General features: G+C 34.4%; 18 protein-coding genes, 1 other RNA gene and 2 pseudogenes. 9 read left to right on the forward strand and 12 right to left on the reverse strand.

Going from position 1 to position 24,404, the window contains the following annotated elements; translation table 11 throughout:
* Positions 1 to 137 precede the first annotated feature (137 nt).
* From dnaX to clpP, 5 genes and pseudogenes are all read right to left on the reverse strand, one after another.
* Positions 138 to 1,202: pseudogene (dnaX, locus tag WBAF_RS00005) on the reverse strand (DNA polymerase III subunit gamma/tau); the annotation flags it as partial.
* Between the two features lie 172 nt (positions 1,203 to 1,374).
* An RNA gene (gene ffs / locus WBAF_RS00010) (signal recognition particle sRNA small type) lies at positions 1,375 to 1,469 on the reverse strand.
* A 285-nt stretch (positions 1,470 to 1,754) separates the two neighbouring features.
* Entirely contained in the window at positions 1,755 to 4,115 is a 2,361-nt protein-coding gene (gene lon / locus WBAF_RS00015) for an endopeptidase La (RefSeq protein ID WP_121463074.1), read from the reverse strand.
* Positions 4,116 to 4,214: 99 nt separating this feature from the next.
* On the reverse strand, positions 4,215 to 5,501 hold the full coding sequence (clpX, locus tag WBAF_RS00020; protein ID WP_121463075.1) for an ATP-dependent protease ATP-binding subunit ClpX: 1,287 nt from the start codon (positions 5,499 to 5,501) through the stop codon (positions 4,215 to 4,217).
* A gap of 116 nt (positions 5,502 to 5,617) precedes the next feature.
* A complete protein-coding gene (gene clpP / locus WBAF_RS00025) occupies positions 5,618 to 6,241 on the reverse strand; it encodes an ATP-dependent Clp endopeptidase proteolytic subunit ClpP (RefSeq protein ID WP_121463076.1) in 624 nt (207 codons plus the stop codon).
* Positions 6,242 to 7,979: 1,738 nt separating this feature from the next.
* On the opposite strand from clpP, the gene cyoA reads away from it, so the two are divergent.
* Genes cyoA through cyoE form a run of 5 tightly spaced genes read left to right on the forward strand, consistent with a single transcriptional unit; the run spans position 7,980 to position 12,730 of the window.
* The gene (cyoA, locus tag WBAF_RS00030; protein ID WP_121463077.1) at positions 7,980 to 8,921 is read left to right on the forward strand and encodes a ubiquinol oxidase subunit II; all 942 of its coding nucleotides are present in this window, start codon (positions 7,980 to 7,982) and stop codon (positions 8,919 to 8,921) included.
* A 5-nt stretch (positions 8,922 to 8,926) separates the two neighbouring features.
* Complete coding sequence (gene cyoB / locus WBAF_RS00035; RefSeq protein ID WP_121463078.1) at positions 8,927 to 10,918, forward strand: cytochrome o ubiquinol oxidase subunit I; 1,992 nt, start codon at positions 8,927 to 8,929, stop codon at positions 10,916 to 10,918.
* The gene (gene cyoC, locus WBAF_RS00040) at positions 10,908 to 11,525 is read left to right on the forward strand and encodes a cytochrome o ubiquinol oxidase subunit III (protein ID WP_121463079.1); all 618 of its coding nucleotides are present in this window, start codon (positions 10,908 to 10,910) and stop codon (positions 11,523 to 11,525) included. The genes cyoB and cyoC overlap by 11 nt, the downstream gene beginning before the upstream one ends.
* Entirely contained in the window at positions 11,522 to 11,854 is a 333-nt protein-coding gene (locus WBAF_RS00045; RefSeq protein ID WP_121463080.1) for a cytochrome o ubiquinol oxidase subunit IV, read from the forward strand. Before cyoC ends, WBAF_RS00045 begins: the two co-directional genes overlap by 4 nt.
* A gap of 12 nt (positions 11,855 to 11,866) precedes the next feature.
* Positions 11,867 to 12,730, forward strand: a complete 864-nt coding sequence (cyoE, locus tag WBAF_RS00050) for a heme o synthase (protein ID WP_121463081.1) — start codon at positions 11,867 to 11,869, stop codon at positions 12,728 to 12,730.
* Positions 12,731 to 13,637: 907 nt separating this feature from the next.
* Here cyoE and thiI read toward each other — a convergent pair.
* Complete coding sequence (gene thiI / locus WBAF_RS00055) at positions 13,638 to 15,098, reverse strand: tRNA uracil 4-sulfurtransferase ThiI (RefSeq protein ID WP_121463082.1); 1,461 nt, start codon at positions 15,096 to 15,098, stop codon at positions 13,638 to 13,640.
* Positions 15,099 to 15,286: 188 nt separating this feature from the next.
* On the opposite strand from thiI, the gene xseB reads away from it, so the two are divergent.
* The 3 genes from xseB to dxs all read left to right on the forward strand — a co-directional run bounded on the left by xseB (position 15,287) and on the right by dxs (position 18,029).
* Entirely contained in the window at positions 15,287 to 15,541 is a 255-nt protein-coding gene (xseB, locus tag WBAF_RS00060) for an exodeoxyribonuclease VII small subunit (RefSeq protein ID WP_121463083.1), read from the forward strand.
* A gap of 3 nt (positions 15,542 to 15,544) precedes the next feature.
* Entirely contained in the window at positions 15,545 to 15,748 is a 204-nt protein-coding gene (locus WBAF_RS02640; protein WP_121463084.1) for an isoprenoid biosynthesis enzyme family protein, read from the forward strand.
* A 412-nt stretch (positions 15,749 to 16,160) separates the two neighbouring features.
* On the forward strand, positions 16,161 to 18,029 hold the full coding sequence (gene dxs / locus WBAF_RS00070) for a 1-deoxy-D-xylulose-5-phosphate synthase (RefSeq protein ID WP_121463085.1): 1,869 nt from the start codon (positions 16,161 to 16,163) through the stop codon (positions 18,027 to 18,029).
* Positions 18,030 to 18,089: 60 nt separating this feature from the next.
* Here the strand turns inward: dxs and pgpA are convergent, their stop codons facing one another.
* The 6 genes from pgpA to tgt form a co-directional block, all read right to left on the reverse strand.
* The gene (pgpA, locus tag WBAF_RS00075; RefSeq protein WP_121463086.1) at positions 18,090 to 18,569 is read right to left on the reverse strand and encodes a phosphatidylglycerophosphatase A; all 480 of its coding nucleotides are present in this window, start codon (positions 18,567 to 18,569) and stop codon (positions 18,090 to 18,092) included.
* 334 nt (positions 18,570 to 18,903) lie between these two features.
* Complete coding sequence (gene nusB / locus WBAF_RS00080; RefSeq protein WP_121463087.1) at positions 18,904 to 19,317, reverse strand: transcription antitermination factor NusB; 414 nt, start codon at positions 19,315 to 19,317, stop codon at positions 18,904 to 18,906.
* A gap of 23 nt (positions 19,318 to 19,340) precedes the next feature.
* On the reverse strand, positions 19,341 to 19,811 hold the full coding sequence (gene ribH, locus WBAF_RS00085) for a 6,7-dimethyl-8-ribityllumazine synthase (protein ID WP_121463088.1): 471 nt from the start codon (positions 19,809 to 19,811) through the stop codon (positions 19,341 to 19,343).
* Between the two features lie 153 nt (positions 19,812 to 19,964).
* The gene (ribD, locus tag WBAF_RS00090; protein WP_121463089.1) at positions 19,965 to 21,089 is read right to left on the reverse strand and encodes a bifunctional diaminohydroxyphosphoribosylaminopyrimidine deaminase/5-amino-6-(5-phosphoribosylamino)uracil reductase RibD; all 1,125 of its coding nucleotides are present in this window, start codon (positions 21,087 to 21,089) and stop codon (positions 19,965 to 19,967) included.
* A 357-nt stretch (positions 21,090 to 21,446) separates the two neighbouring features.
* Entirely contained in the window at positions 21,447 to 21,779 is a 333-nt protein-coding gene (gene yajC, locus WBAF_RS00095; RefSeq protein ID WP_121463090.1) for a preprotein translocase subunit YajC, read from the reverse strand.
* Positions 21,780 to 21,891: 112 nt separating this feature from the next.
* Positions 21,892 to 22,995: a tRNA guanosine(34) transglycosylase Tgt gene (tgt, locus tag WBAF_RS00100; RefSeq protein ID WP_121463091.1), complete on the reverse strand. Its 1,104-nt coding sequence runs from the start codon at positions 22,993 to 22,995 to the stop codon at positions 21,892 to 21,894.
* Positions 22,996 to 23,676: 681 nt separating this feature from the next.
* On the opposite strand from tgt, the pseudogene WBAF_RS00105 reads away from it, so the two are divergent.
* Positions 23,677 to 24,330, forward strand: a pseudogene (locus WBAF_RS00105) (DedA family protein).
* Positions 24,331 to 24,404: the final 74 nt, after the last annotated feature.

Genomic DNA, 24,404 nt, shown 5'->3' on the forward strand with positions numbered 1-24,404 from the left:
AGTTCATCGTATTGCGATGATCCAGCTTTTACCTGTTGAGATGCAAGATACCGCATCACCTCTAGAAGAGCGTTTACGGTTACTTGCACAATTATACTTATTATAATTTAATTTAATTAAAATTAAATATTAAATAAACGTAATAATATCATTTCAATTCCTATTCTTTTTTCTGGTGCATAAATAAAATCTTTACGTCCAATTATTAATATTTTATAATATAATTGTAAATTTATTGGTTTAATTAATTGTGCAAGTAACCGTAAACGCTCTTCTAGAGGTGATGCGGTATCTTGCATCTCAACAGGTAAAAGCTGGATCATCGCAATACGATGAACTAGTGATAACATTTCAATCAAAACTCTTTCCCAATCACTACCTCGCAAGGCAATATCTTCTACTAAAGCCATCATTTTTTGACAATCAGCATGTACAATAGCTTCAATGATCGCTAACGGCTGTTCATCATCCAATATACCTAGCATTTGGCTAACCGAATCTGCTGATACTTTACCCTGCCCCATAGCAATAGCTTGATCCGTCAAACTTAATGCATCACGTAAACTACCTTCACTAGCTCTGGCGATTAATTGGCGAGCACGTTTATCACTCGATATCTTCTCGGCCGCTAAAATACGTTCAAGTTTACTGCATATTTGATCAATATTCAGTGATCTTAAATGAAATTTAAGACAACGCGATAAAACCGTTATCGGTAATTTCTCTGGATCTGTAGTTGCTAATAGAAATTTAGTATGTTCTGGCGGTTCTTCCAGCGTCTTTAGTAAAGCATTGAAGCTATGACGAGAAAACATATGAACTTCGTCGATTAAGTACACTTTAAATCTACCACGCGCTGGTGCATACTGGACATTATCTAGCAGCTCGCGGGTATCCTCAACTTTAGTGCGCGAAGCAGCATCAATTTCAATCAAATCAACAAATCTACCATGCGCTATTTCAAAGCAGTTAGCACATTTACCACAAGGGGTTTGACTTATCCCTACCTCACAGTTAAGCCCTTTCGCAAACAGCCGAGCAATGGTTGTTTTTCCAACCCCTCGTGTACCAGAAAATAGATAGGCATGATGGAGCCGCCGCTGTTGCAACCCATTTGCTAGCGCTGTCAAAACATGTTGTTGCCCAACAACATCAGTAAATTTTTGTGGGCGCCACCTACGGGCAAGTACCTGGTAGGTCATGATTCCTCTTAGAAGTTTAGTATTTAGCCAATTAGCCTAACGTTTAGAACAGGTTACTTCTTTCTTTTTTCTTTAATTAAAAATTATAATTTAACATAATCTGATTTTTCAATAATCACCAAAATCAAAACTGGCATCTAAAAGTATAAATATCTTTTAAAATTAAAATGGCGGAGTCCTGCTACTCCAAGCACACACCACCTTGCTCTGGCTGCTTCTTTCCAGACCTGACCAAGTTAACAAGTTAGCGTTGCCGGAGAACTAACAGGACCCCATTAAGCTGCTATAAAATGAACTTTATCCTATCCCCATTTTTGAAAATTTGAGATACTGTTCATTAATAAATGCATTTCACACGCTCTACGCAACAGATTTAACATCCTTTGATACTTGTACAATTACTAGCTCTTTCTTTTTCAAGCTACTCCCAAAGTAGGGCAAGTAAATATATTACAATCAAATAATTATAGATTTTTTTACTTAAATTATTTAGCAAAAAAAATAATTTATCAGCTTTAAAGTTAATATTAAATTTTTATTTAAATCAAGGCATTAAGAACATTTCTTAGTCACTATCTCCATCCAAAATGGTGGATTTTGTAATGCAATTGAAAACACCTCTTCAACCGTTTTTACAGGGTAAATTTTTAAATCCGAGATAACATTTTGGGGTATTTCTTCTAAATAACGCTGATTTTCATCTGGAATTAGCACAATTTTTATACCACCACGGTGAGCTGCTAACAATTTTTCTTTTAAACCACCAATAGGTAACACTAACCCTCGTAATGTTATCTCACCGGTCATCGCTACGTCTGCTCGTACAGGATTACCGGTTAAACAAGAAACCAATGCTGTGCACATTGCAATTCCTGCACTGGGACCATCTTTTGGTGTTGCCCCCTCAGGTACATGCACATGAATATCCCGTTTTTCGTAGAAATTAACGTTAATACCTAGCTTTTCTGCTCGCGACCGAACTGCAGTTAATGCAGTTTGAATCGATTCTTGCATAACCTCACCTAAAGATCCAGTATAAGTTAGTTTACCTTTACCTGGTACACAAGCAGTTTCAATAGTTAATAAATCGCCACCAGCTTCTGTCCAAGCTAAACCAGTCACTTGACCAATAAGATTTTCAGTATCTACACGACCATAATCAACTTTACGCACACCAAGATAATCTTTTAGATTATCTCCATTAATTATAATGTGTTTAAATGATTTATCCATCAGTAGTACTTTTACTGCTTTACGGCATAAATTAGAAATTTCACGTTCTAAGCCACGAACACCAGCCTCACGGGTATAATAACGAATAATGCCAATAATTGCGCTATCGTCAATCATAAGCTCGCCTTTTTTCAAGGCATTTCGTTTAATCTGTTTAGGTAACAAATGTTTTTTTGCAATATTAAGTTTTTCATCTTCGGTATAACCTGAAAGACGAATTACTTCCATACGATCTAACAACGGTGCTGGAATGTTCATCGAGTTTGAAGTAGCAACGAACATAACATCAGAAAGGTCATAATCAACTTCTAAATAGTGATCATTAAATGCAACGTTCTGTTCTGGATCAAGTACTTCAAGTAAAGCAGATGCAGGATCGCCGCGCATGTCAGAAGACATTTTATCAATTTCATCTAACAAAAATAAGGGGTTCTTAACACCTACTTTTGCCATCTTTTGAATGAGTTTACCTGGCATAGAGCCAATATAAGTTCGTCTATGTCCACGAATTTCTGCCTCATCACGGACACCACCAAGTGCCATACGAATATATTTACGTCCTGTAGCTTTAGCAATCGATTGACCCAATGATGTTTTACCAACACCAGGCGGTCCCACCAAACATAAAATTGGCCCTTTAATTTTACTCACGCGATTCTGCACAGCTAAATATTCAAGAATACGTTCCTTAACACGTTCTAAACCATAGTGATCACTATCCAGTGTCTCTTGAGCTTTCAGCAAATCTTTTTTAACTTTACTACGAAAAGTCCACGGAACTTGCACCATCCAATCAATATAGCTACGTAAAACTGTTGCTTCAGCAGACATAGGTGACATCATTTTAAATTTTTGTAATTCTGCTTTCGCTTTTTGCCGAGCTTCCTTTGGCATTTTTACTTCTTCTATTTTTTGTTTGAACATTTCATATTCATCAGGCGCATCTTCCATCTCCCCTAATTCTTTCTGAATTGCTTTCATCTGCTCATTCAAATAGTATTCGCGCTGACTTTTCTCCATCTGCTTTTTAACGCGATTACGAATACATTTTTCAACTTGCAGTAAATCTATTTCAGATTCCATCATGGCCATCAAATATTCAAGGCGCTCAACTACATCCTCCATTTCTAATACACGCTGTTTATCCGCTAATTTTAGCGGCATATGAGAAGCTATTGTATCTGCCAATTTAGCAGATTGATCAATAGAATGTAATGATGTTAATACTTCAGGCGGGATCTTTTTATTCAGTTTAATATAGCCTTCAAACTGATTAATAGTTGTACGATTTAAGACTTCTTGCTCTTTTTCATCAACAATAGGAGAACTAAAATACTCAGCTTGTGCAATGAAATATTCTCCATTATCTGTTAGCGTAGTTACTTTGGCCCGACGCAGACCTTCAACTAAGACTTTAACCGTACCATCTGGTAGATTTAACATCTGCAAAACAGAAGCAACTGTCCCTACAGAAAAAAGATCATTGATCCCTGGTTCATCAGTAGACGCTTCTTTTTGAGCTACCAACATGACCTGCTTATTATGATCCATTGCAGCTTCAAGACAGTGAATCGATTTCTCTCTACCAACAAACAATGGGATCACCATATGTGGATAAACAACAACCTCTCTTAAAGGAAGTACAGGAATTTCAATGCGTTCGGAACGCTCAAGATTCATATGGTTCTCTCTTCTCAAATATGAAGTTATATTGGGTCAATATTTTGACATTTAATAACCTGATTCGGTATTAAATACAACTAATAAAAGCATTAAAATTTATTTTTCACCTGATGCTTGTATATCAGGCTGACTGTGAATAACTAAAGGTTCTGATTGACAGGCAACCACCATTTCATCAATCACTACCTTCTCCACATGCTCCATTGAAGGTAAATGATACATAGTTTCTAGTAAAGCTCCTTCCACAATAGAACGTAAACCACGTGCTCCTGTTTTCCTCAACATAGCTTTTTTGGCAATTGCTTTCAGTGCTTCTTCACGAAACTCTAGATTAACGCCTTCAAGTTCAAAAAGTGCTTTATATTGTTTAGTCAACGCATTTTTAGGCTCTTTCAGAATCTGAATTAATGCTTCTTCACTTAATTCGCCTAAAGTAGCTACTACAGGTAAACGACCAATAAACTCAGGAATAAAACCAAACTTAATTAAATCTTCTGGTTCAACTTGAGAAAGTAACTCAAATTCAGTCTCCAGCTCAGATTTGCTTCTCACCTCAGCTGAGAAACCAATACCTGAACGTGTATTTAACCGTTGTCTAATTGCTTTATCAAGACCAGCAAATGCACCACCACAAATAAATAGAATTTTAGAAGTATCAACTTGCAAAAATTCCTGTTGAGGATGTTTACGGCCTCCTTGAGGGGGCACTGCAGCTATTGTACCTTCGATTAATTTTAATAATGATTGTTGAACACCTTCACCTGAAACATCTCTTGTTATTGACGGCTTATCAGATTTACGTGATATTTTATCAATTTCGTCAATATAGACCATACCACGCTGTGCTTTCTCTACATCATAGTCACATTTTTGTAGAAGTTTCTGAATAATATTTTCTACATCTTCGCCAACATAACCAGCTTCCGTTAATGTTGTAGCATCAACCATGGTAAATGGTACATCTAAGTGACGAGCCAAAGTTTCAGCTAATAGTGTCTTACCACTGCCTGTCGGCCCAATCAGCAAAATATTACTTTTACCTAGTTCTACCCATTCACCATTCAACCCTTCGTTAGAAACATTACGTAGGCGTTTATAATGGTTATAAACGCCTACCGCCAATACTTTCTTGGCATTTTCCTGGCCAATAACATAATCATCAAGATGATGACGAATTTCATGGGGTGTCGGTAATACACTGCGCTCACGATGTGGTGCAATCTCTTTAACTTCTTGTCGAATAATATCGTTACAGAGCTCAACACACTCATCACAAATATAAACTGACGGACCAGCAATTAATTTATGAACTTCATGCTGATTTTTTCCGCAGAAGGAGCAGTACAGCAACTTTCCTGAACTCTCTTTGCGTTTATCTGTCATTCAGATAACCTCACTTTTAAAATCATCACCCTAATCTTTAAAAAGATGGTAACAGAAAATTGTTACTAATTAATCATGTATATAAATATATCAGGTATGCCATACATTTATGTAAATTAATTACGATTAGTATATATTTTATCTACCAAACCATAACTAACTGCTTCCTCAGCAGATAAAAAACGATCACGTTCGGTATCTTTCTCAACATCTTTTATTTTTTTACCCGTATGCTTAGCCATTAATTCATTAATACGCAATTTAATTTTTAAAATCTCTTTGGCGTGAATTTCAATATCTGAAGCTTGTCCTTTACATGCACCTAAAGGTTGGTGGATCATGACGCGAGAATTTGGCAAACAATAACGTTTTCCTTTAGTACCAGCGGTAAGCAGAAAAGCGCCCATCGAACATGTTTGCCCCATACAAATTGTACTAACGTCAGGTTTAATAAATTGCATCGTGTCATAAATTGACATACCTGCCGTAATAACCCCACCCGGTGAATTAATATAAAGATGTATGTCTTTATCAGGATTTTCAGCTTCTAAAAAAAGCATCTGAGCAACCACCAAATTTGCCATGTGGTCTTCGACCTGGCCAGTTAAAAAAATAATTCTTTCTTTAAGTAACCGCGAATAAATATCATAAGAACGTTCACCGCATGAAGTCTGTTCGATTACCATTGGTACTAATACCATATGCGACGCGAGTTGATTTTTGTTATTATGATATAACATTTATATCTCCTAATTAAACGCTTTACGGCGACCAAATTATTTATTTCTACTCTAGATAAATAATAATGACTATAGGTTTAAAATTAACTAAGTTGAACTTTCTTCTTGCATGAAGAAAGTCATTCAATAATATTGAAAATTATCTGTGGTTATTTTTTTTTCTTTTCAAGAAAAAATTTTTTAACGATAAAAAACAGCAGTATAAAAATACTGGGGTTCACAAAACCAGATAATAATATTTAATTGATTAGCCATTACCTAATCATGATTCATTAACTCTTAAAATTGAGTTTCCTTATATGTTATTTCCGCTTTTGCTAAACAAATATCAATAGCTTGTTCTTCTAGCACAAAATAAAACTATCCATTAACTCTTTATTGTAGTATTTACTACAAAGGGTTCTTCATAAGCATATCTTTAATACCTGATTTTACACGAACATCATCAACAACTAAATCAAAGTACTTTAGTCATAATTAGATTATGAACAGCTGGTTCAGATCACTATCAGGAACGCCAAACTGCTTGATAAATTATTCGGTAAGTTCTGATAAGAACTGTTGTTATACTTTTATTCAACCAGATCGCAAAGTGAGCAACTTTAACTGTTTAATTATCTACGTGATAATTTGCTGGTAATATGATAAATTCATCACCTTCCTGATGATTCATATGTGACTTTAAAATTAATAGTCACTCACAAATATGCACCTCCCCATAATTTGAGTTATTTAAACAGAAAATTGCATTATTTTATCTCAAAAAAATATAAGTGTTGGGAAAATTACAGAGTGTACGTTATCATAAACTTACTCTGACAAAAATACGCTCTAAAAACCTAGTTTTAACATAACATCTATTTTTGAGGTTCCATATTAAGTAGCAATTTTCTAAAATTAGAAGCGATATATATACAGAATATGTTACTTTAGTAAAAGTAAATAATAAATATTAAAAGCGTTAAATACTGGCTTTGTAACAAAATTGCTATGACTAACTAGGATAAGCTAAAAACTATAACAACATATTATACTAGCAATTATTTCTAAAAAATATTTGGTTAAGTCAGCGTAATTATCTATTTATTAACCTATATTTAACTGAACTAATATTAACAACGGCAAGCTAAAGAGCTATCTGTTGGCGTTGTTGCCACTCAGTTGGAGTATAAGTATGTAACGCCAATGCATGAAAAATATTAAATAATTAATCTTTTCTGCAAATTTTTCTGTAACTTAAATAACTTTAAAGTTACTTTTAATTCATTGCTGAATTTTATTGATAAAAGAAGCTCAACTGCACTTACATAAATACTAACAATATTTAAACTATCGCTCGATTTGCGCTATATATTACAGTAAGCATTCATTAGAAGAACATATGAAACAAGGTTAGTTATATCATTAAACAAGCACAAGCAGACAGATTAAGTCATAAATATTACTTTAATATTGCATCTGTTTAGCATAAACATTAATCTTCAATATAGAAAATTATATTTATATTAACTTCTATATTGTTATAAAAATAATATTTTTTTAACATAGCTCATTATTCAGCTTTAAATAATTATCTAAAGGTGAATAATGAATGCAATTTCACATATTATAACTTTAGGTTAAAGTTATAACAATTATATTTATGCTCCTTACAATTGTTTACATTAATATAACCTTACCGTAAAATACCACACTAAGTAAAACGACAATAATCATCTTTGTCATTTGGGGTCGATAAATGAGATTTATACAATATAAAGTAAGTATTGGAGTCATCTCACTGCTTGCTATTGTTTTCCTACTAACTGGTTGTAATATGGTGTTAATGGATCCCAAGGGGGCCATTGGTATTGAACAAAAAAAACTGATACTGACTGCACTTGGTTTAATGTTAATTGTTGTTATTCCGGTCATTTTTATGACAATTATCTTCGCCATAAAATATCGAGCAAGCAATAAAAAAGCAACTTACCGCCCAGATTGGGCAAAATCAAATAAAATTGAATTAGTTTGCTGGACAGTTCCTATCATAATAATAATCGTTCTTACTGTTATCACCTGGAAAACCACGCATCAATTAGATCCTTATAAACCATTAGAAAGCAATAAAAAACCAATTACTGTTCAGGTAATTTCTACCGATTGGAAATGGGTATTTATCTATCCAGAAGAAAATATCGCTACCATTAACGAAATTGCTATTCCTAGCGGTGTGCCAATTAACTTTAAAGTTACAGCCGAATCAGTGATGAATTCTTTTTTTATCCCCGCACTTGGGAGTCAAATTTATGCTATGGCCGGTATGCAAACTAAACTTCACTTAATCGCTAATAAACCAGGTACCTATAAAGGGTTTTCATCTAGTTATAGCGGTCATGGCTTTTCAGACATGAAATTTAATGTAATTGCAACACCTAATACGGCAAGCTTTAATCAGTGGGTACAAAAAGTTAAAACATCCACCCAAACGCTAGATAGCATGACTATATTTAACCAATTAGCCAAACCTAGCAACAATGTTCCTGTTACCTATTTTTCAAGCGTAAAACCAAATCTCTATCAAGAACTGATATTAAAATTAGGCCATAAACATCATATCAATCATGCTAACAAAACCGAACATGAAATCAATCAATCAATACATATGAACCACTCTGCTTGCTCATATGCTAAGGAATAAATAGTATGTTAGGTAAATTAACTCTCGATGCAATCCCTATTCACGAGCCAATTATTGTCTTTACTATGATCTGTATTTTATTAGCTGGGACCACTATTTTAGCAACTATCACCTATTTCGGTAAATGGAAATGGCTGTGGAACGAATGGCTAACTAGTGTAGATCATAAAAAAATTGGCACTATGTATATTATAGTTGCCATAGCAATGCTAATGCGCGGTTTTGCAGATGCAATTATGATGCGAGGTCAACAAGCATTAGCATCAGCCGGGGAGGTTGGTTTTTTAAACCCTCATCATTATGATCAAGTTTTTACCGCTCACGGTGTGATTATGATTTTTTTTATGGCAACACCTTTTGTAATTGGCTTAATGAATTTAGTTGTACCATTGCAAATTGGAGCTCGTGATGTAGCCTTTCCATTTTTAAATTCTCTTAGTCTTTGGTTATTTATGGTTGGCGTTATTTTGATTAACCTATCATTAGGTATCGGTGAATTTGCTCAGACCGGCTGGCTAGCTTACCCTCCATTATCAGGTAATGAATACAATCCTGGTGTCGGGGTAGATTATTGGATATGGAGTTTACAATTATCAGGAATTGGTACCACTCTAACAGGGATAAACTTTTTTGCTACTATTCTACGTATGCGAGCACCTGGCATGTCAATGATGAAAATGCCTGTTTTTACATGGACAGCCCTTTGTACTAATGTACTGATTATTGCAGCATTTCCTATCCTAACCGTTACTATCTCACTACTCACACTTGACAGATATTTAGGCACCAATTTCTTTATTAATGAAATGGGCGGCAATATGATGATGTATATCAATTTGATCTGGGCTTGGGGACATCCTGAAGTTTATATATTAGTATTACCTGTTTTTGGCGTCTTTTCAGAAGTAACATCAACTTTCTGTAAGAAAAGTTTATTTGGTTATAAGTCCCTTGTTTGGGCAACCATTGTTATTACTATAATGTCGTTCATCGTCTGGTTACATCACTTCTTTACCATGGGCGGTGGGGCAAATGTCAATTCATTTTTCGGTATAGCTACCATGATAATTTCAATTCCTACTGGAGTAAAAATATTTAATTGGTTATTTACTATGTACTATGGCCGTATCGAGTTTAAAACTCCAATGCTCTGGACAATTGGTTTTATTGTTACCTTCTCAATTGGTGGAATGACTGGCGTCCTACTAGCAGTTGCCGGTGCCAATTTTGTGCTACACAATAGTTTATTTCTAGTTGCCCATTTCCATAATGTTATTATCGGTGGAGTAGTATTTGGTTGCTTTGCTGGGATAACCTACTGGTTCCCAAAAGCGTTTGGATTTACGTTAAATGAAAAATGGGGCATTCTTGCTTTCTGGTTCTGGATAAGTGGGTTTTTTATTGCATTTATGCCGCTTTATATACTGGGGTTAATGGGCATGACTCGTCGTTTAAGTCAAAATATTGATCCACAATATCATCCCATGCTGATAGTTGCTTCAATAGGTGCCACACTTATCGCTATCGGAATTATATGCCAAATCATTCAAATAATTGTCAGTATTCGTGATCGACATAAAAATAGAGATTTCAGCGGCGACCCATGGGATGGTCGTACATTAGAATGGTCAATATCGTCTCCAGCGCCTTTTTATAACTTCGCTAAAGAGCTACACATTGATACACGTGATGCTTGGTGGTATATGAAAAAAAAAGGAATTGCATATCAGCAACCAACCAAATATGAACCAATCCATATGCCCAAAAATACTTATGCAGGGATAATTATCTCAGCCTTTTCTTTGATCTTCGGGTTTTCTATGGTCTGGCATATTTGGTGGCTAGCGATTATTGGCTTTACGGGTATTATCGCTACCTGGATTGGTAAAAGTTTTGATGAAAATATTTATTATTATATCCCTGTAGAAGAAATTAAACAGATTGAAAATACGCATTACTATGAACTAAAAAAAGTAGGTATCCATAATGTCAAATAATTCAATAGCTAATCAAAATATTGCACATGAAAATCATTGGCATCATGACATAGGCGCCACCAAGATATTTAGTTTTTGGATATATTTAATGAGCGATTTAATACTGTTTGCTTGTCTGTTTGCTACCTATGTTGTTCTAGTTCATGGTACCGTAGGAGGACCGACAGGAAAGGATATTTTTAACCTCAATTTTGTATTCGTTGAAACCTTACTATTATTGTTTAGTAGCATAACTTATGGATTTGCTATGCTTGCGATGTATAAGCAGAAAATCAATATGGTTAAATTATGGCTATTTATTACTTTTTTACTCGGATTTAGCTTTATTATCATGGAGAGTTATGAATTACATGAGCTCATTTCTTATGGTTATGGACCTGATCGCAGCGCTTTCCTATCAGCTTTCTTCACGATAGTTGGTACCCATGGTATTCATGTAAGCTTTGGTTTAGCATGGATTATGATAATGATAATTCATATCTCACTTCATGGCCTTAATACTATCAATCAAACCAGGTTAAGTTGTTTAAGTCTTTTTTGGCACTTCTTAGATGTTGTTTGGATCTGCTTATTTACCGTTGTTTATCTATTGGGAGCAATTGCATGAGTTACAAAAATACACAGCACTCTGGTACTAGCCATGGCAGTATAAAAATCTATTTAATAGGATTAATATCCTCCATTATTTTAACTTTTGTACCATTTTATATGGTAACGAATAGTACTGCATCTCATGACACTAGACTATGGATTGTTATTGGTACGGCAATTACCCAAATAATGGTACATCTGGTCTGTTTCTTACATATGAATACATCTTCAGATGACCATTGGAATCTGGTGGCCTTTCTGTTCACAATGCTAATCATTGGCGTTGTCGTTATTGGATCGCTATGGATCATGCATAACTTGAATATCAATATGATGCTAGATTAAATAATTTTAGATCTGATGAAACAATATCTACTAGTGACTAAACCAGGCATTATTTTAAGTAATCTAATTTCTGTTGTTGGCGGATTTCTGCTAGCTACTAAAGGTATAATAGATTACCCTCTATTCTTTACCACATTATTCGGTGTATCTCTAGTTGTCGCTTCTAGTTGTGCCTTTAACAACTATATTGACCGCGATATCGATCGAATGATGAAAAGAACTCAAAATCGTCCTTTAGTTAAAGGACTTATTGCGCCCAAATATTGCCTATTATATGCCACAATACTTGGTATTGCTGGCATAGCTTTACTATATATTGCTACCAATACCTTAGCAGCACTACTTGCCGTTATAGGTTTTATCATTTATGTCGGTTTTTATAGCCTCTATATGAAACGTAAATCAGTTTATGGCACCCTAGTAGGCAGTTTATCCGGTTCTGCACCGCCGGTGATTGGTTACTGCGCTGTTACTGATCAATTTGATATGGGAGCATTTATTCTGTTATTAATCTTTTGCTTATGGCAAATGCCACACTCTTATGCAATTGCTATTTTTCGCTTCAAAGATTATCAAACTGCTAATATTCCAGTATTACCAATAATTAAAGGAATTTATAGCGCTAAAAACCATATCTTATTATATATCATTGCTTTTATGGTGGCAACATTTATGCTAACCACTAGCGGCTATGCTGGCTACAAATATCTTATTGTGGCCGCTTTAGTAAGTTTATGGTGGATTAGTATGGCTGTTTCTGGGTTTAAAAATCAGAATGATGATCGGCTTTGGGCACGGAAACTATTTATATTCTCTATCGTAGCAATCACTGCGCTAAGCGTTATGATGTCAATTGATTCAACTGTTATCGCTTAACAGACTTTTGTCTATCTAATAAAATAATCTATCTTAAATAGTAGCAGGTAAAACTACCTTCACTATTAAAATAGCTAAAATGCTAAATAATGGCCTACGATTTTATTCATTAAATAAATTAATGAATATATAAAACCCATTTTACAATATCACTTCAATCTCTAAAACTTATAATATAAATAAAATAGTAATACGTTTGCTGGGTATGGTTCGTTCTATCATAACAAGCCAAGCTAGACATAAAAAATACTAACTAATTTAGCATCTAGCCATTAATTAGTTAACCTTAATTTAAGTCTCTTTTATTTGCATTACCTACTGATGGAAAAAATTTTTACTTACCGTTAGTAATGATCTCTTAATGTCTAACAGCTAACCAAAATTGATAAATATAGTTAATAACTTTACTTATTACTTTCATCACAGTGCTACCTAGTATTCCTTATACTGAAAATAGTGTCGAATGATGGCATATTTAATTACCTTATCTTTACTCCCCCAAAAGCATAATATTACTTTTTATTATCAGCAAAGATCTTTACTTAAAGTTAAATAACTAATAAAAAAGCAATAAGGGGCTATTGACTAGTGATGGCTAACAATATAATAACTAAGATTACTTATACATTAACAGAACCAGAACCTATACCGTTCTCGGTTACATGGAAATATAAGAAATAAAAGCTCTATTAACTAGAGCAGAGATTGGAGTAGCAATTACTGCAGATAATGGATAATTGGGATTAACTTGCTAATAGGGAAGAAAAATTGTGGCTAGAACACTACATTACAAAGTAAAATTGCCAATCAACAGCAATTGATTTTAAACTTTAAATTATCAAGTTATTAATTAATATAAAAATATGTATACTCACTTTAAACTAGTCTATCCTTAAGATAAAACACATTAAGGACAATACACTTTTACATTTTTAAACCCTTGTTCATGTAAATAAAGTGCCTGTAAGCGGCTCATAATACCACGCTCACAATAGAGCAAATAGGTTTTTTCTTGTGGTAACTCACCAAATTTGGTTTTCAGCTTATAAAATGGCAGTAACTCTACTTTAACACCTTCAAGCTTAAGTATACGTGCTTCCTGTTCATCAGGAGCACGAATATCAAGAACAATATCATCTACTGAAAATGTAGTAACAACTTCCACTGATGGTGTTTCATATTGACTATCATTTTGACTATCATTTATTTTCTGATGAAAAATAAATTTTTTTGCTGTACTTACAACCTGATCAATCAGAGTAAAATCAAAATTAGTTTCCTGTGCTTCAATTTTTGATTTTACTACTTTCACAGTTGGTTTTTTCGAGATCAATTCACAAAATTCTGGCATTGTCCGCGCAAAATCTTCCGTTCCTATCTTACGGGCAATGTTAATAATATTTGCTTTATCATAAGCAATTAATGGCCGTAAAATCAATGTATCGGTAACATTATCAATTACCCGTAAATTAGTTAATGTCTGGCTAGAAACTTGGCCTAAAGATTCTCCAGTTACTAATGCCTGAACCCCATAAAGTTCTACTATCATAGATGCAGCCCGCAACATCATCCTTTTCAATACCACTCCCACTTGACCATATTCAATTTTTTTAAGAATTTCGCTTACAATTGGAGCAAAATCTATCGCCACAAAACGCACTTTATGTGAACTACTAAAACGATACCATAGATGGTAAGCAACCTGCTTGACGCAAATATCATGACTAGCGCCACCCAGATTAAAAAAACAATAATGCACTCGGCACCCGCGCCGCATTAGCATGTAGCTAGATACAGCTGAATCAAAGCCTCCAGATATCAAAGATAAAACATCTTCTTGTGTACCGATAGGAAAGCCACCGATCCCTTGAATACGTGATTTAACAAGAATTACTTTATCATTTTCAATTTCAATATTCACGGTGATATCAGGCTTATTAAGTTTCACCTTAGCTGATAAAATATGTTTATTTAATCCCCCACCAACATAACGTTCTACTTCAATTGAGGTAAAGTCGTGCTTACCACGACGCTTAACTCGTACGCAAAAAGTTTTATTCGTTAGTAATTTAGCATAAGTTGCATAAGCTAACTTTAAAATATGATGGATATCGCGGAATTGATATTGTTCAACTAACAGAATATGATGGATGCCAGGAATTCTTGTTAAGGCATCGCAAATTTCATCATGATATGTATTTTTTTTTGTGTGAACTTCGATATTATCCCAATGGGGAATAACGGTAATTTCTGTATCTAACACCTTCAATATATTAAGAATATTGTTAGCCAAGATATTAATAAAGCGCAAGCGCACTGAGTGGCTTTTAATGGTAATTTCTGGAAATAGTTTTATAATAAACTTCATAAGTGTGTATAAAAGTAGGCTTTTTTTTTTGCGAATAAATGCATATAACGCATTGGATTTTAAGGTGATAAGTATATCACTATATTGCTGTTCGTCGCTAAAAATAACAAATTATATGCATATATGTAGTAAAATAAACCACCAGACGCAAATATTCAACTTATATTAAGAAGGAAAGTAGAATAATTATGGCTAAAAAGAAAATATCTGATAAACAAAATACTCTATCTTTTGAAACTTATCTGACAGAGTTAGAGCAGATTGTCACACGCTTAGAATCAGGCGAACTTTCTCTAGAGAAAGCATTAAGTGAATTTGAACACGGGATTAAATTAGCCAGACAAGGCCAGAAAACGTTGCAACAGGCAGAACAACGAGTAAAAATTTTGTTACAAGCCGATGACAATGCCCCACTAGATAACTTTACATCGGAAGATAAATAAATTATGTCTGAAATAATGATACTTTATTTTTTTGATCAAGATAAGTGGATAAAAGATAGCGTCAGTAAAAAACTAATGAACCTGTTCCAGCGCCTTACTTTTAAAAATCAACTAGTCACTATGAAATATGGCACATTACTTGGAGGAAAACAACTAAGACCTTTTTTAGTTTATGCTATAGGTTATATATTAAATGTTACCTGGTAACCACTAGATATACCAGCGTAGCCGTTGAATGTATTCATGCTTAAATAATAGCAATAGCTGAGCTGGCTACATTAGATAATTATGCCCATTGGCTATTCTAAGTCCATGATGACATTCTTGAAGTTACCGGTTATACAGACATTTTATCCAGCATTAATAGGTGTTGAACAAGCATAATAGAAATAAAAAATTTTATACAAATATACAACCCTGCATTATATACGCTTTATATGTTTAAAAAACAGTATGGACTTAATACGGAAACGCTACAAAACTTAAAACACTTGATTTTAAAAATAAAAAGCTAATTTACTAGATTCAAAAACAGAACATTATCACCAGTAAGAAAAATTCAAAATAATATTTTAGCGGCCTAGCGTCATAGGTATAAACAATTATTTAATGGGCAGACATGAGCATTGATATTACTTCCTATCCAACACTAGCATTAATAAAAACGCCGGAAGAGTTACGACTTTTACCAAAAGAAAGTCTTGAAAAATTATGTCAAGAGTTACGGCTATTTTTATTAAATAGTGTTAGCCGATCCAGTGGACATTTAGCTTCTGGATTGGGAGCGATTGAACTAACTGTCGCTTTACACTATGTCTATAAAACTCCATTTGATAATCTTATCTGGGATGTTGGGCACCAGGCATATCCACATAAAATATTAACTGGCCGACGCGACCGCATTGATACCATACGACAAAAAAATGGCTTACATCCTTTCCCCTCTAGATCAGAAAGTGAATATGATATTCTAAGTGTGGGTCATTCATCAACTTCTATAAGTGCTGGACTTGGCATGGCGGTAGCTGCTGAATATGAAAATAGAGATCGCAAAACAGTTTGTGTTATTGGTGATGGCGCCATTACCGCAGGTATGGCTTTTGAAGCAATGAACCATGCGGGAGATATTCATAAAGATATATTAGTTATCCTCAATGATAATGAAATGTCAATTTCAGAAAACGTTGGGGCGTTAAATAATAATTTAGCACAACTATTATCTGGCAATCTATATACTAGCTTACGTGAAGGAGGAAAAAAAGTACTTTCCAATATTCCATCATCAATTAAGGAATTTTTAAATAAAACCGAAGAGCACCTTAAAGGCATGGTGTTCCATAGAACTATGTTCGAAGAATTAGGATTTAATTACATTGGTCCGATTAACGGCCATGATGTAATAACATTAATACAAACATTTAAAAATATGCGGGAGTTAAAAGGCCCACAGTTTTTACATATCATGACCAAAAAAGGCAAGGGTTATGAGCCAGCGGAAAAAGATCCTATCAGCTGGCATGCAGTGCCTAAATTTGATCCAAAAACCTTTAGTCTACCAAAAAACAGTAATAGCCCATTAACCTTTTCCCAAGTTTTTGGCAATTGGTTATGCCAAGAAGCAGACAATGATCCTAAACTAATGGCTATAACACCAGCAATGCGAGAAGGATCTGGAATAGTTGAGTTTTCCAAAACCTATCCTAAACAATATTTTGATGTTGCTATTGCAGAACAACACGCAGTGACTTTTGCTGCTGGCCTTGCCATTGGAGGCTATAAACCTGTCGTTGTTATTTATTCTACTTTTTTACAACGCGCATATGATCAAGTAATCCATGATGTAGCCATTCAAAAATTACCTATCCTGTTTGCTATAGATCGAGCCGGCATTGTTGGCGCCGACGGACAAACCCATCAAGGTGCTTTTGATCTATCTTTTTTACGTTGTATACCTAATATGATAATTATGTCGCCTAGTGATGAAAATGAATGCCGGCAAATGCTACATACTGGTTATCACTATCAAGATGGACCGGTGGCTGTTCGTTATCCAAGGGGCACAGGCTCTGGCACCACTCTACAACCTTTAGCAAAAATTCCAATCGGGAAAGGATTAATTCGCCACCAAGGAAAAAAAATTGCCATCCTAAATTTTGGAACATTACTTAGCGAAGCTATGAAAGTCGCAAAATTACTTAATGCAACCGTAGTAGATATGCGGTTTGTAAAACCATTAGACGAAAAATTGATACTGGAGATAGCTCAAAATTCTAAGCTATTAGTAACGCTAGAAGAAAATGCAATTATGGGGGGAGCAGGTAGCGGAGTTAATGAATTTTTATTAAAAGCCCATCACATTATGCCTATCATTAATCTAGGCTTGCCTGATCACTATATAGAACAAGGAAATCAAACAGAGATTAGAGCTGAATTAGGCCTTAATGCAGAAGGCATTGCAAAATCAATTAACCGATATTACGCCAAATAAATTAATAACTATGTTAAAGTAACGTATTATTGAACCGCTTTTTATTTTCTACCCTATAGGTCACAAGTGTGCAAGCGCACCCAAGATAACCATAGCAAAAATAGCAGCTATTATATCATCTAACATAATACCTAACCCACCGCCGATTTGCCGATCAAACCAACTAATAGGCCAAGGTTTTAGCATGTCAAAAAAGCGAAAAAGCACAACTGCGATAAATACCCATTGCAAATTAACTAATGGTATCACCATGATGGTTATCCACATACCAATAAATTCATCCCAAACAATACTAGAGTGATCATGAACTTGCATATCATCGGATGTTCGTTGACAAATAAAAATACCAACAGCAAAACTAAATAAAATAATAAGCCAACATAACCAAACAGGTAACAAAAAATCTATTAATAACCAGAATAGAATAGCAGCTAACGATCCGATCGTTCCTGGAATGACAGGTGATAAACCACTACCAAATCCGGTTGCCAACAGATGCCAAGGATTTAATAGATTTAAAAAATATTTTGCATCAATCATAGCAATTTTCTACAATAAAATCATCAACCCCAATTCTGGTATTATCTTATCTGGCCGATCAAATAAAATTTTACCCACCCCATTATGTTCTCCAGCACTTAACAACAAAGATTTGTGGGATAAATAAATCTTCTGGTGAAATATTTTAAAATAAAATGTAACTATGATGTAAAGAAAGCACAGCGTGGTATATTGAAGTGATAAATAACCTACTACTAGTATATAAGTAGTAATCACTAATTACTCTCTTTCCGCTATTGTTACCACGATATTAAAGTAATTCATATTTTGCTATTATCGCAACACCTGTTTTATTTGAAAAGCCTAAATACCATTACTTCTTACGTACAGTAGCAACTACGTTATCAAGAGTACCATTAATAAACTTATAACTCTCCTCCGCCCCAAAAATTTTTGCTAATTCAACAGCTTCATTAATAGCAACTTTATAAGGTACATCATTACGATAACATAGTTCAAACATCGCTAAACGTAAAACTGCTTTCTCTACTTGACCAAGCTTCTCAAGCTGACGAGAAAGATAAGGAGCCATCTTTTTATCTAGTTCCAACACATGAGTTGAAACGCCATTAAGTAGCTCACGCCAGTAAGTAACATCAACATCTGACATATCATGTTCAGATAAAAACTCCACTTCAACATCAGAAATATTACGACCAGATAATTGCCACGAATAAATCGCCTGAACAGCACACTCACGCGCCCTATGACGAGCAGCTGGTTTCACAAAATTTTCCTTAAATAAAATAATTATCCTTTAATAGCTTGAATTACATTAACCATTTCTAGTGCAGCTAATGTAGAATCTGCTCCTTTATTACCAGCTTTTGTACCAGCCCGCTCAATTGCTTGCTCAAGATCATCAGTTGTTAATACACCAAAGGCAACGGGAATATTACTAGTCATCGCGACGTTAGAAAGGCCAGCACTACATTCACCGGCAACATATTCAAAATGTGGGGTTGCACCACGTATAACGCTAGCCAGTGCAATCACAGCATCATATTTTTGGGTTTCTACTAATGTTTTAATCGTCAAAGGCAATTCATAAGCACCAGGCACCCAAACTACTGTAATATTTTCTTTTGCAACTTGGCCAACACGCTCCAAGGTATCAATAGCGCCTTCCAACAAGCTATTGCTAATAAAATGATTAAACCGTGCAACAACGACTGCTATACGAGCTTTAGGTGCTGCTACCATACTTTTTATTACCTTCATATCCTTCCTTAAATACTAATTAGTTTCTACATAAACTAGAATCTTACCATATTATTTTCTATACTGCGCTGATAAATTTAATAATGTTTAACCAGATTATTAGGAATGATGAATTGAATCAATTAAATACTACATTACTTAATGCTTAACTAACTAGTTAAGGCATGGGCGAAGTGTTAAACGTAAATCAGGGCTAATAAGTTCAATATTAATAAATTCAAATGCTGGCGCATCTTTCAATTTTTGAATTGCTGGAATATTAATTAATTCTCTTGCCGTTCCACCTAAAATTTTAGGCGCAATATAAACAATCAATTCATCAACTAATCCTAATGTCAACAAAGCAGCAGCAAGTGTTGGACCGCTTTCGACCCAAATTAAATTAATATTGCATTTAGCTAGCTGCATCATCAGCAAAACTAAATCAATGCCTTTTTCGTCGGTTGGTATTGCAATTTGTTCAACATCACCACACCAATTTTGGTATATTGGATTAGGGCGAATAAGCCAACATTTTCCATCTAATTTTGTTACAAAATGTTCTGGTTTTACTTGATTATGACGATCTAAAACAATTCTTATTGGCTGTCGAAGGCTATCTTTAGGATAAAGATTTTGTAACTGAGGATCAAAATCTATCCAACGAACATTTAAAAATGGATTATCAGCTAAAACAGTACTACTAGTGGTCAAAATTGCGCTAGCCTGTGCTCTAAAATTTTGTACATCTTGGCGAGCTTGTCGAGAAGTGATCCATTTACTTTTACCAGATGCAAGAGCTGTTCGCCCATCAAGTGATGCAGCTAACTTAAGTTGAACATAAGGAAACCCTGTTCGCATTCTTTTTAAAAATCCCCTATTTAATTGTTCAGCTTCATCCATTAGTACACCATGTAATACTTCGATGCCAGCCTGTTTTAATTTAATTAAACCCCGTCCTGCAACCTGTGGATTTGGATCTTGCATAGCCACAACAACTCTTCGAATGCCTGAACTAATTAACGCATCTGCGCAAGGTGGTGTGTTACCATAATGGCTACATGGTTCTAATGTGACATAAGCAGTTGCTCCGTTAGCTCTATCCCCCGCCATTTGTAATGCATAAATCTCAGCATGTGCCTCACCTGTTTTACAATGAAAGCCTTCACCCACAACTTCACTATTATGTACAATGACACAACCTACATTAGGGTTAGGTGAGGTAGTAAATCTACCTTGCTTAGCCAATGACAACGCACGGCTCATAAACTGATTATTATCAAACGTGGTAATTTCCATAATAATTTTTCCAATTATATTAGCCGGAATTTATAGCTCTCCGGTTACACAAAGTTGCTATTTTATCTTTTAAATAGCTGTTTCCATATCCACTTCAATTAAAAATTGAACACCACCACGCCAAAAATTTATTGGTTCATCGCCCCATTAACCAATGATAGGGAGCAGGTCCAGATTTAATACCACGATATACTGCTATCAGCTGGACATAATCCAACGTCTGTTCATTAGCTAGCTAGCCAGGAATCTGAAAAGCTCTATAAATATTGGGAAGACAGCATACCAATGCACAGCAATCAGCATCAAATATTAAGGATAATTATTTAGCACTGCTATTTCCTTTAGTAAAATCAAAAATTAGATAGACTTCATTGTACCTTTTGGTAGGACAGCAGCAACAAAATCACGTTTGATGGTTACATCATTAGTGTCATTTAATGCAACAACAATATAACCTGTTTCAGATACTTTAGTGACGCGACCAATTAATCCACCAGTTGTTAGTACCTCATCACCTTTAGAAATAGAATCCATTAATTTTTTGTGCTCTTTAGCTCGATTATGCTGTGGGCGTAAAATAATAAAATAAAAAATCAGTACAAAAATAACCAGCATGGTGATTAAAGAATATGGGTTTACGTGCGCCTGACCACCAGATGAAGCTACTGCTTCAGAAATAAACAAACTCATCAAAATTTCCTCATGATAATTAAACCAATATTTATAGCTCAAAAAATTAATCCCCAAATACTATACTGAATTTAATTAGCTCTATTGAGATTATACTTTAGTTTGATGAAATCTACTTTTGGATCTGCCGATAAAACTCTCCGGCAAAAGACTCAAATTTACCTTTTTCAATTGATTGTCGAATTTCAGCCATTAGCCGTTGATAATAACGCAAATTGTGTAAGGTATTAAGCCTAGCACCCAAAATTTCATTACATCGGTCAAGATGATGTAAATAAGCACGGCTATAATGAGAACAAGTATAGCAGTCACAATTGGCATCTAACGGTGAAGTATCTGATTTATATTTAGCATTACGAATTTTAATTACACCTTCAATGACAAATAGATGACCATTTCTAGCATTCCTGGTTGGCATTACACAATCAAACATATCAATACCCCGCCGAACTCCTTCAATCAGATCTTCTGGTTTACCTACTCCCATTAAATAGCGTGGTTTATTCTGCGGAATTTTTAGAATAATATGATCTAAAATACGGTACATAAACTCTTTAGGTTCCCCCACAGCTAAACCACCAACTGCGTAACCATCAAACCCAATCTCCACTAGGCCTTTTACTGATATGTCCCGTAAATCCTGGTAAATACTGCCCTGAATTATACCAAACAACACATTTTTATTAGCTAATTCATCAAATCGTTGGCGACTTCGTTTTGCCCAACGAAGAGACATATCCATTGATTTTTTAGCATAATCCCAATCTACCGGATAAGGTATACATTCATCAAAAATCATGACAATATCAGAACCAAGATCATACTGAATTTCCATAGATTTTTCAGGACTCAAGAAAATCCTTTTACCATTAATTGGATGGCGAAAATAGACCCCATCTTCTTTAATTTTACGCATAGCACCAAGGCTAAAAACCTGAAAGCCACCTGAATCAGTCAAAATTGGTCCTTGCCATTGCATAAAATCATGTAGATTGCCATGTAATTTTATTATCTCCTGTCCAGGACGCAACCATAAATGAAAAGTATTGCCTAACAGAATTTGTGCCCCTGTTTGTTTTACTTCTTCTGGAGTCATCCCTTTGACTGTGCCATAAGTGCCAACCGGCATAAAAGTAGGCGTTTCTACAATCCCACGTTCAAAAATCAAGCGCCCACGACGAACTTGGCCGTATTGGCTTTGTAATTCATATTTCACTTTACCTCTCTAGCATCAGAAAAATAGTATTATGGGTTATTTACACATATTCAGTGCAATAAATTGGATCAAAAGTAGATACAACATAATTAAAATAGACTCAGGTAGCCATAATACTTTACACGCACAAGTATAACTTTATAATAATATATCTAGCATGTTCAGCAACATTGTTCACCCGAACAGATTGAAATGTGCAGCCAGAGCGGAAAAAACGCCATTGCTACCCACCGCAACGTAGCAATAAAACAGGTTAATAAAATGTTATATCAACCTCTTTATTAGAGCTGGCAATGTAGTGCGGTAATGGCATATGGCTAATATTATTTAAAATAGCTAATTACATCTCGCTTATCCTTAAAACTAATTTCCAATATTTACCACAAATACATTATAAAAAACTTACTGATAATAACAAAAATTAAATTATTTGATAGTAATTACCATTAATATTTAATAATAATTTTAGCAAAAATGGTTACTACAATTTAACCCATTCTAATAACTAATAGACAAAATAGATATTTGTAATTTTACATATTTTATTCTCTAAGAGAGAATATATTGATTATACCACTTGATTTTATTTATTTTAACATATTAATAAATCCAACGTAATCCACCTTTTTAAGGTAAACTAAAAATTAATTATTCATTTAGTTGTTATTATCAGGATAAGCTATGCAAATTCTCAATGAGATCTTGATTGCACTTTGGCATCACGATTTTGCTAAACTAAATAATCCAGATATTTTGTGCATTATTTACGCTGTACTTTTTACTATTATTATATTAGAAAACGGTATTCTTCCTGCTGCATTTCCCAGGAGATACGCTGCTTATTCTTTCTGGAGCTTTGATTGCAAAAGGGGTTCTTTCCTTTATTCCTACAATTATTATTTTAACTATTGCTGCTAGCTTAGGTTACTGGTTAGGGTTTTTACAAGGAAGATGGCTTAGTGATACATATATTGTTAAACAATGGTTAAAACATATCCCACAAGAGTATCACAATCGGGCAAATCAATTATTTAATAAACAAGGCTTGTATGCGCTTTTAATTGGTCGTTTTTTAGCTTTTATTCGAACACTATTACCAGTTTTAGCAGGACTTTCGACTTTAAACCACCGTTGCTTTCAATTATTCAATTGGCTTAGCGGCCTATTATGGATTGGGATCATTGTTTCTCTGGTTACGCAATAAATCAGATTAATGTTATAAAACACCATGAAAATATCGTTATGAATATTTTAATATTCTTACCTATACTGCTAATTATTAGCGGATTTATCAGCTCACTTATCATATATTGGATACATAAAAAAATTAATTAAATGTTATAGATATTATTCTGCAATTATAAAAAATAATACTCTTAAATAAGAGATAATCTGCTCTGTAGCATGAC

It is taken from the genome of Arsenophonus endosymbiont of Aleurodicus dispersus, from assembly GCF_900343015.1.
GTDB lineage: Bacteria > Pseudomonadota > Gammaproteobacteria > Enterobacterales > Enterobacteriaceae > Arsenophonus.

What these genes read in the sequence shown, in the direction of transcription:
- lon (WP_121463074.1), bottom strand. Translation starts at nt 4,115, where the DNA reads ATGAATCTTGAGCGTTCCGAACGCATTGAAATTCCTGTACTTCCTTTA.
- clpX (WP_121463075.1), bottom strand. Translation starts at nt 5,501, where the DNA reads ATGACAGATAAACGCAAAGAGAGTTCAGGAAAGTTGCTGTACTGCTCC.
- clpP (WP_121463076.1), bottom strand. Translation starts at nt 6,241, where the DNA reads ATGTTATATCATAATAACAAAAATCAACTCGCGTCGCATATGGTATTA.
- cyoA (WP_121463077.1), top strand. Translation starts at nt 7,980, where the DNA reads ATGAGATTTATACAATATAAAGTAAGTATTGGAGTCATCTCACTGCTT.
- cyoB (WP_121463078.1), top strand. Translation starts at nt 8,927, where the DNA reads ATGTTAGGTAAATTAACTCTCGATGCAATCCCTATTCACGAGCCAATT.
- cyoC (WP_121463079.1), top strand. Translation starts at nt 10,908, where the DNA reads ATGTCAAATAATTCAATAGCTAATCAAAATATTGCACATGAAAATCAT.
- WBAF_RS00045 (WP_121463080.1), top strand. Translation starts at nt 11,522, where the DNA reads ATGAGTTACAAAAATACACAGCACTCTGGTACTAGCCATGGCAGTATA.
- thiI (WP_121463082.1), bottom strand. Translation starts at nt 15,098, where the DNA reads ATGAAGTTTATTATAAAACTATTTCCAGAAATTACCATTAAAAGCCAC.
- xseB (WP_121463083.1), top strand. Translation starts at nt 15,287, where the DNA reads ATGGCTAAAAAGAAAATATCTGATAAACAAAATACTCTATCTTTTGAA.
- WBAF_RS02640 (WP_121463084.1), top strand. Translation starts at nt 15,545, where the DNA reads ATGTCTGAAATAATGATACTTTATTTTTTTGATCAAGATAAGTGGATA.
- dxs (WP_121463085.1), top strand. Translation starts at nt 16,161, where the DNA reads ATGAGCATTGATATTACTTCCTATCCAACACTAGCATTAATAAAAACG.
- pgpA (WP_121463086.1), bottom strand. Translation starts at nt 18,569, where the DNA reads ATGATTGATGCAAAATATTTTTTAAATCTATTAAATCCTTGGCATCTG.
- ribH (WP_121463088.1), bottom strand. Translation starts at nt 19,811, where the DNA reads ATGAAGGTAATAAAAAGTATGGTAGCAGCACCTAAAGCTCGTATAGCA.
- ribD (WP_121463089.1), bottom strand. Translation starts at nt 21,089, where the DNA reads ATGGAAATTACCACGTTTGATAATAATCAGTTTATGAGCCGTGCGTTG.
- yajC (WP_121463090.1), bottom strand. Translation starts at nt 21,779, where the DNA reads ATGAGTTTGTTTATTTCTGAAGCAGTAGCTTCATCTGGTGGTCAGGCG.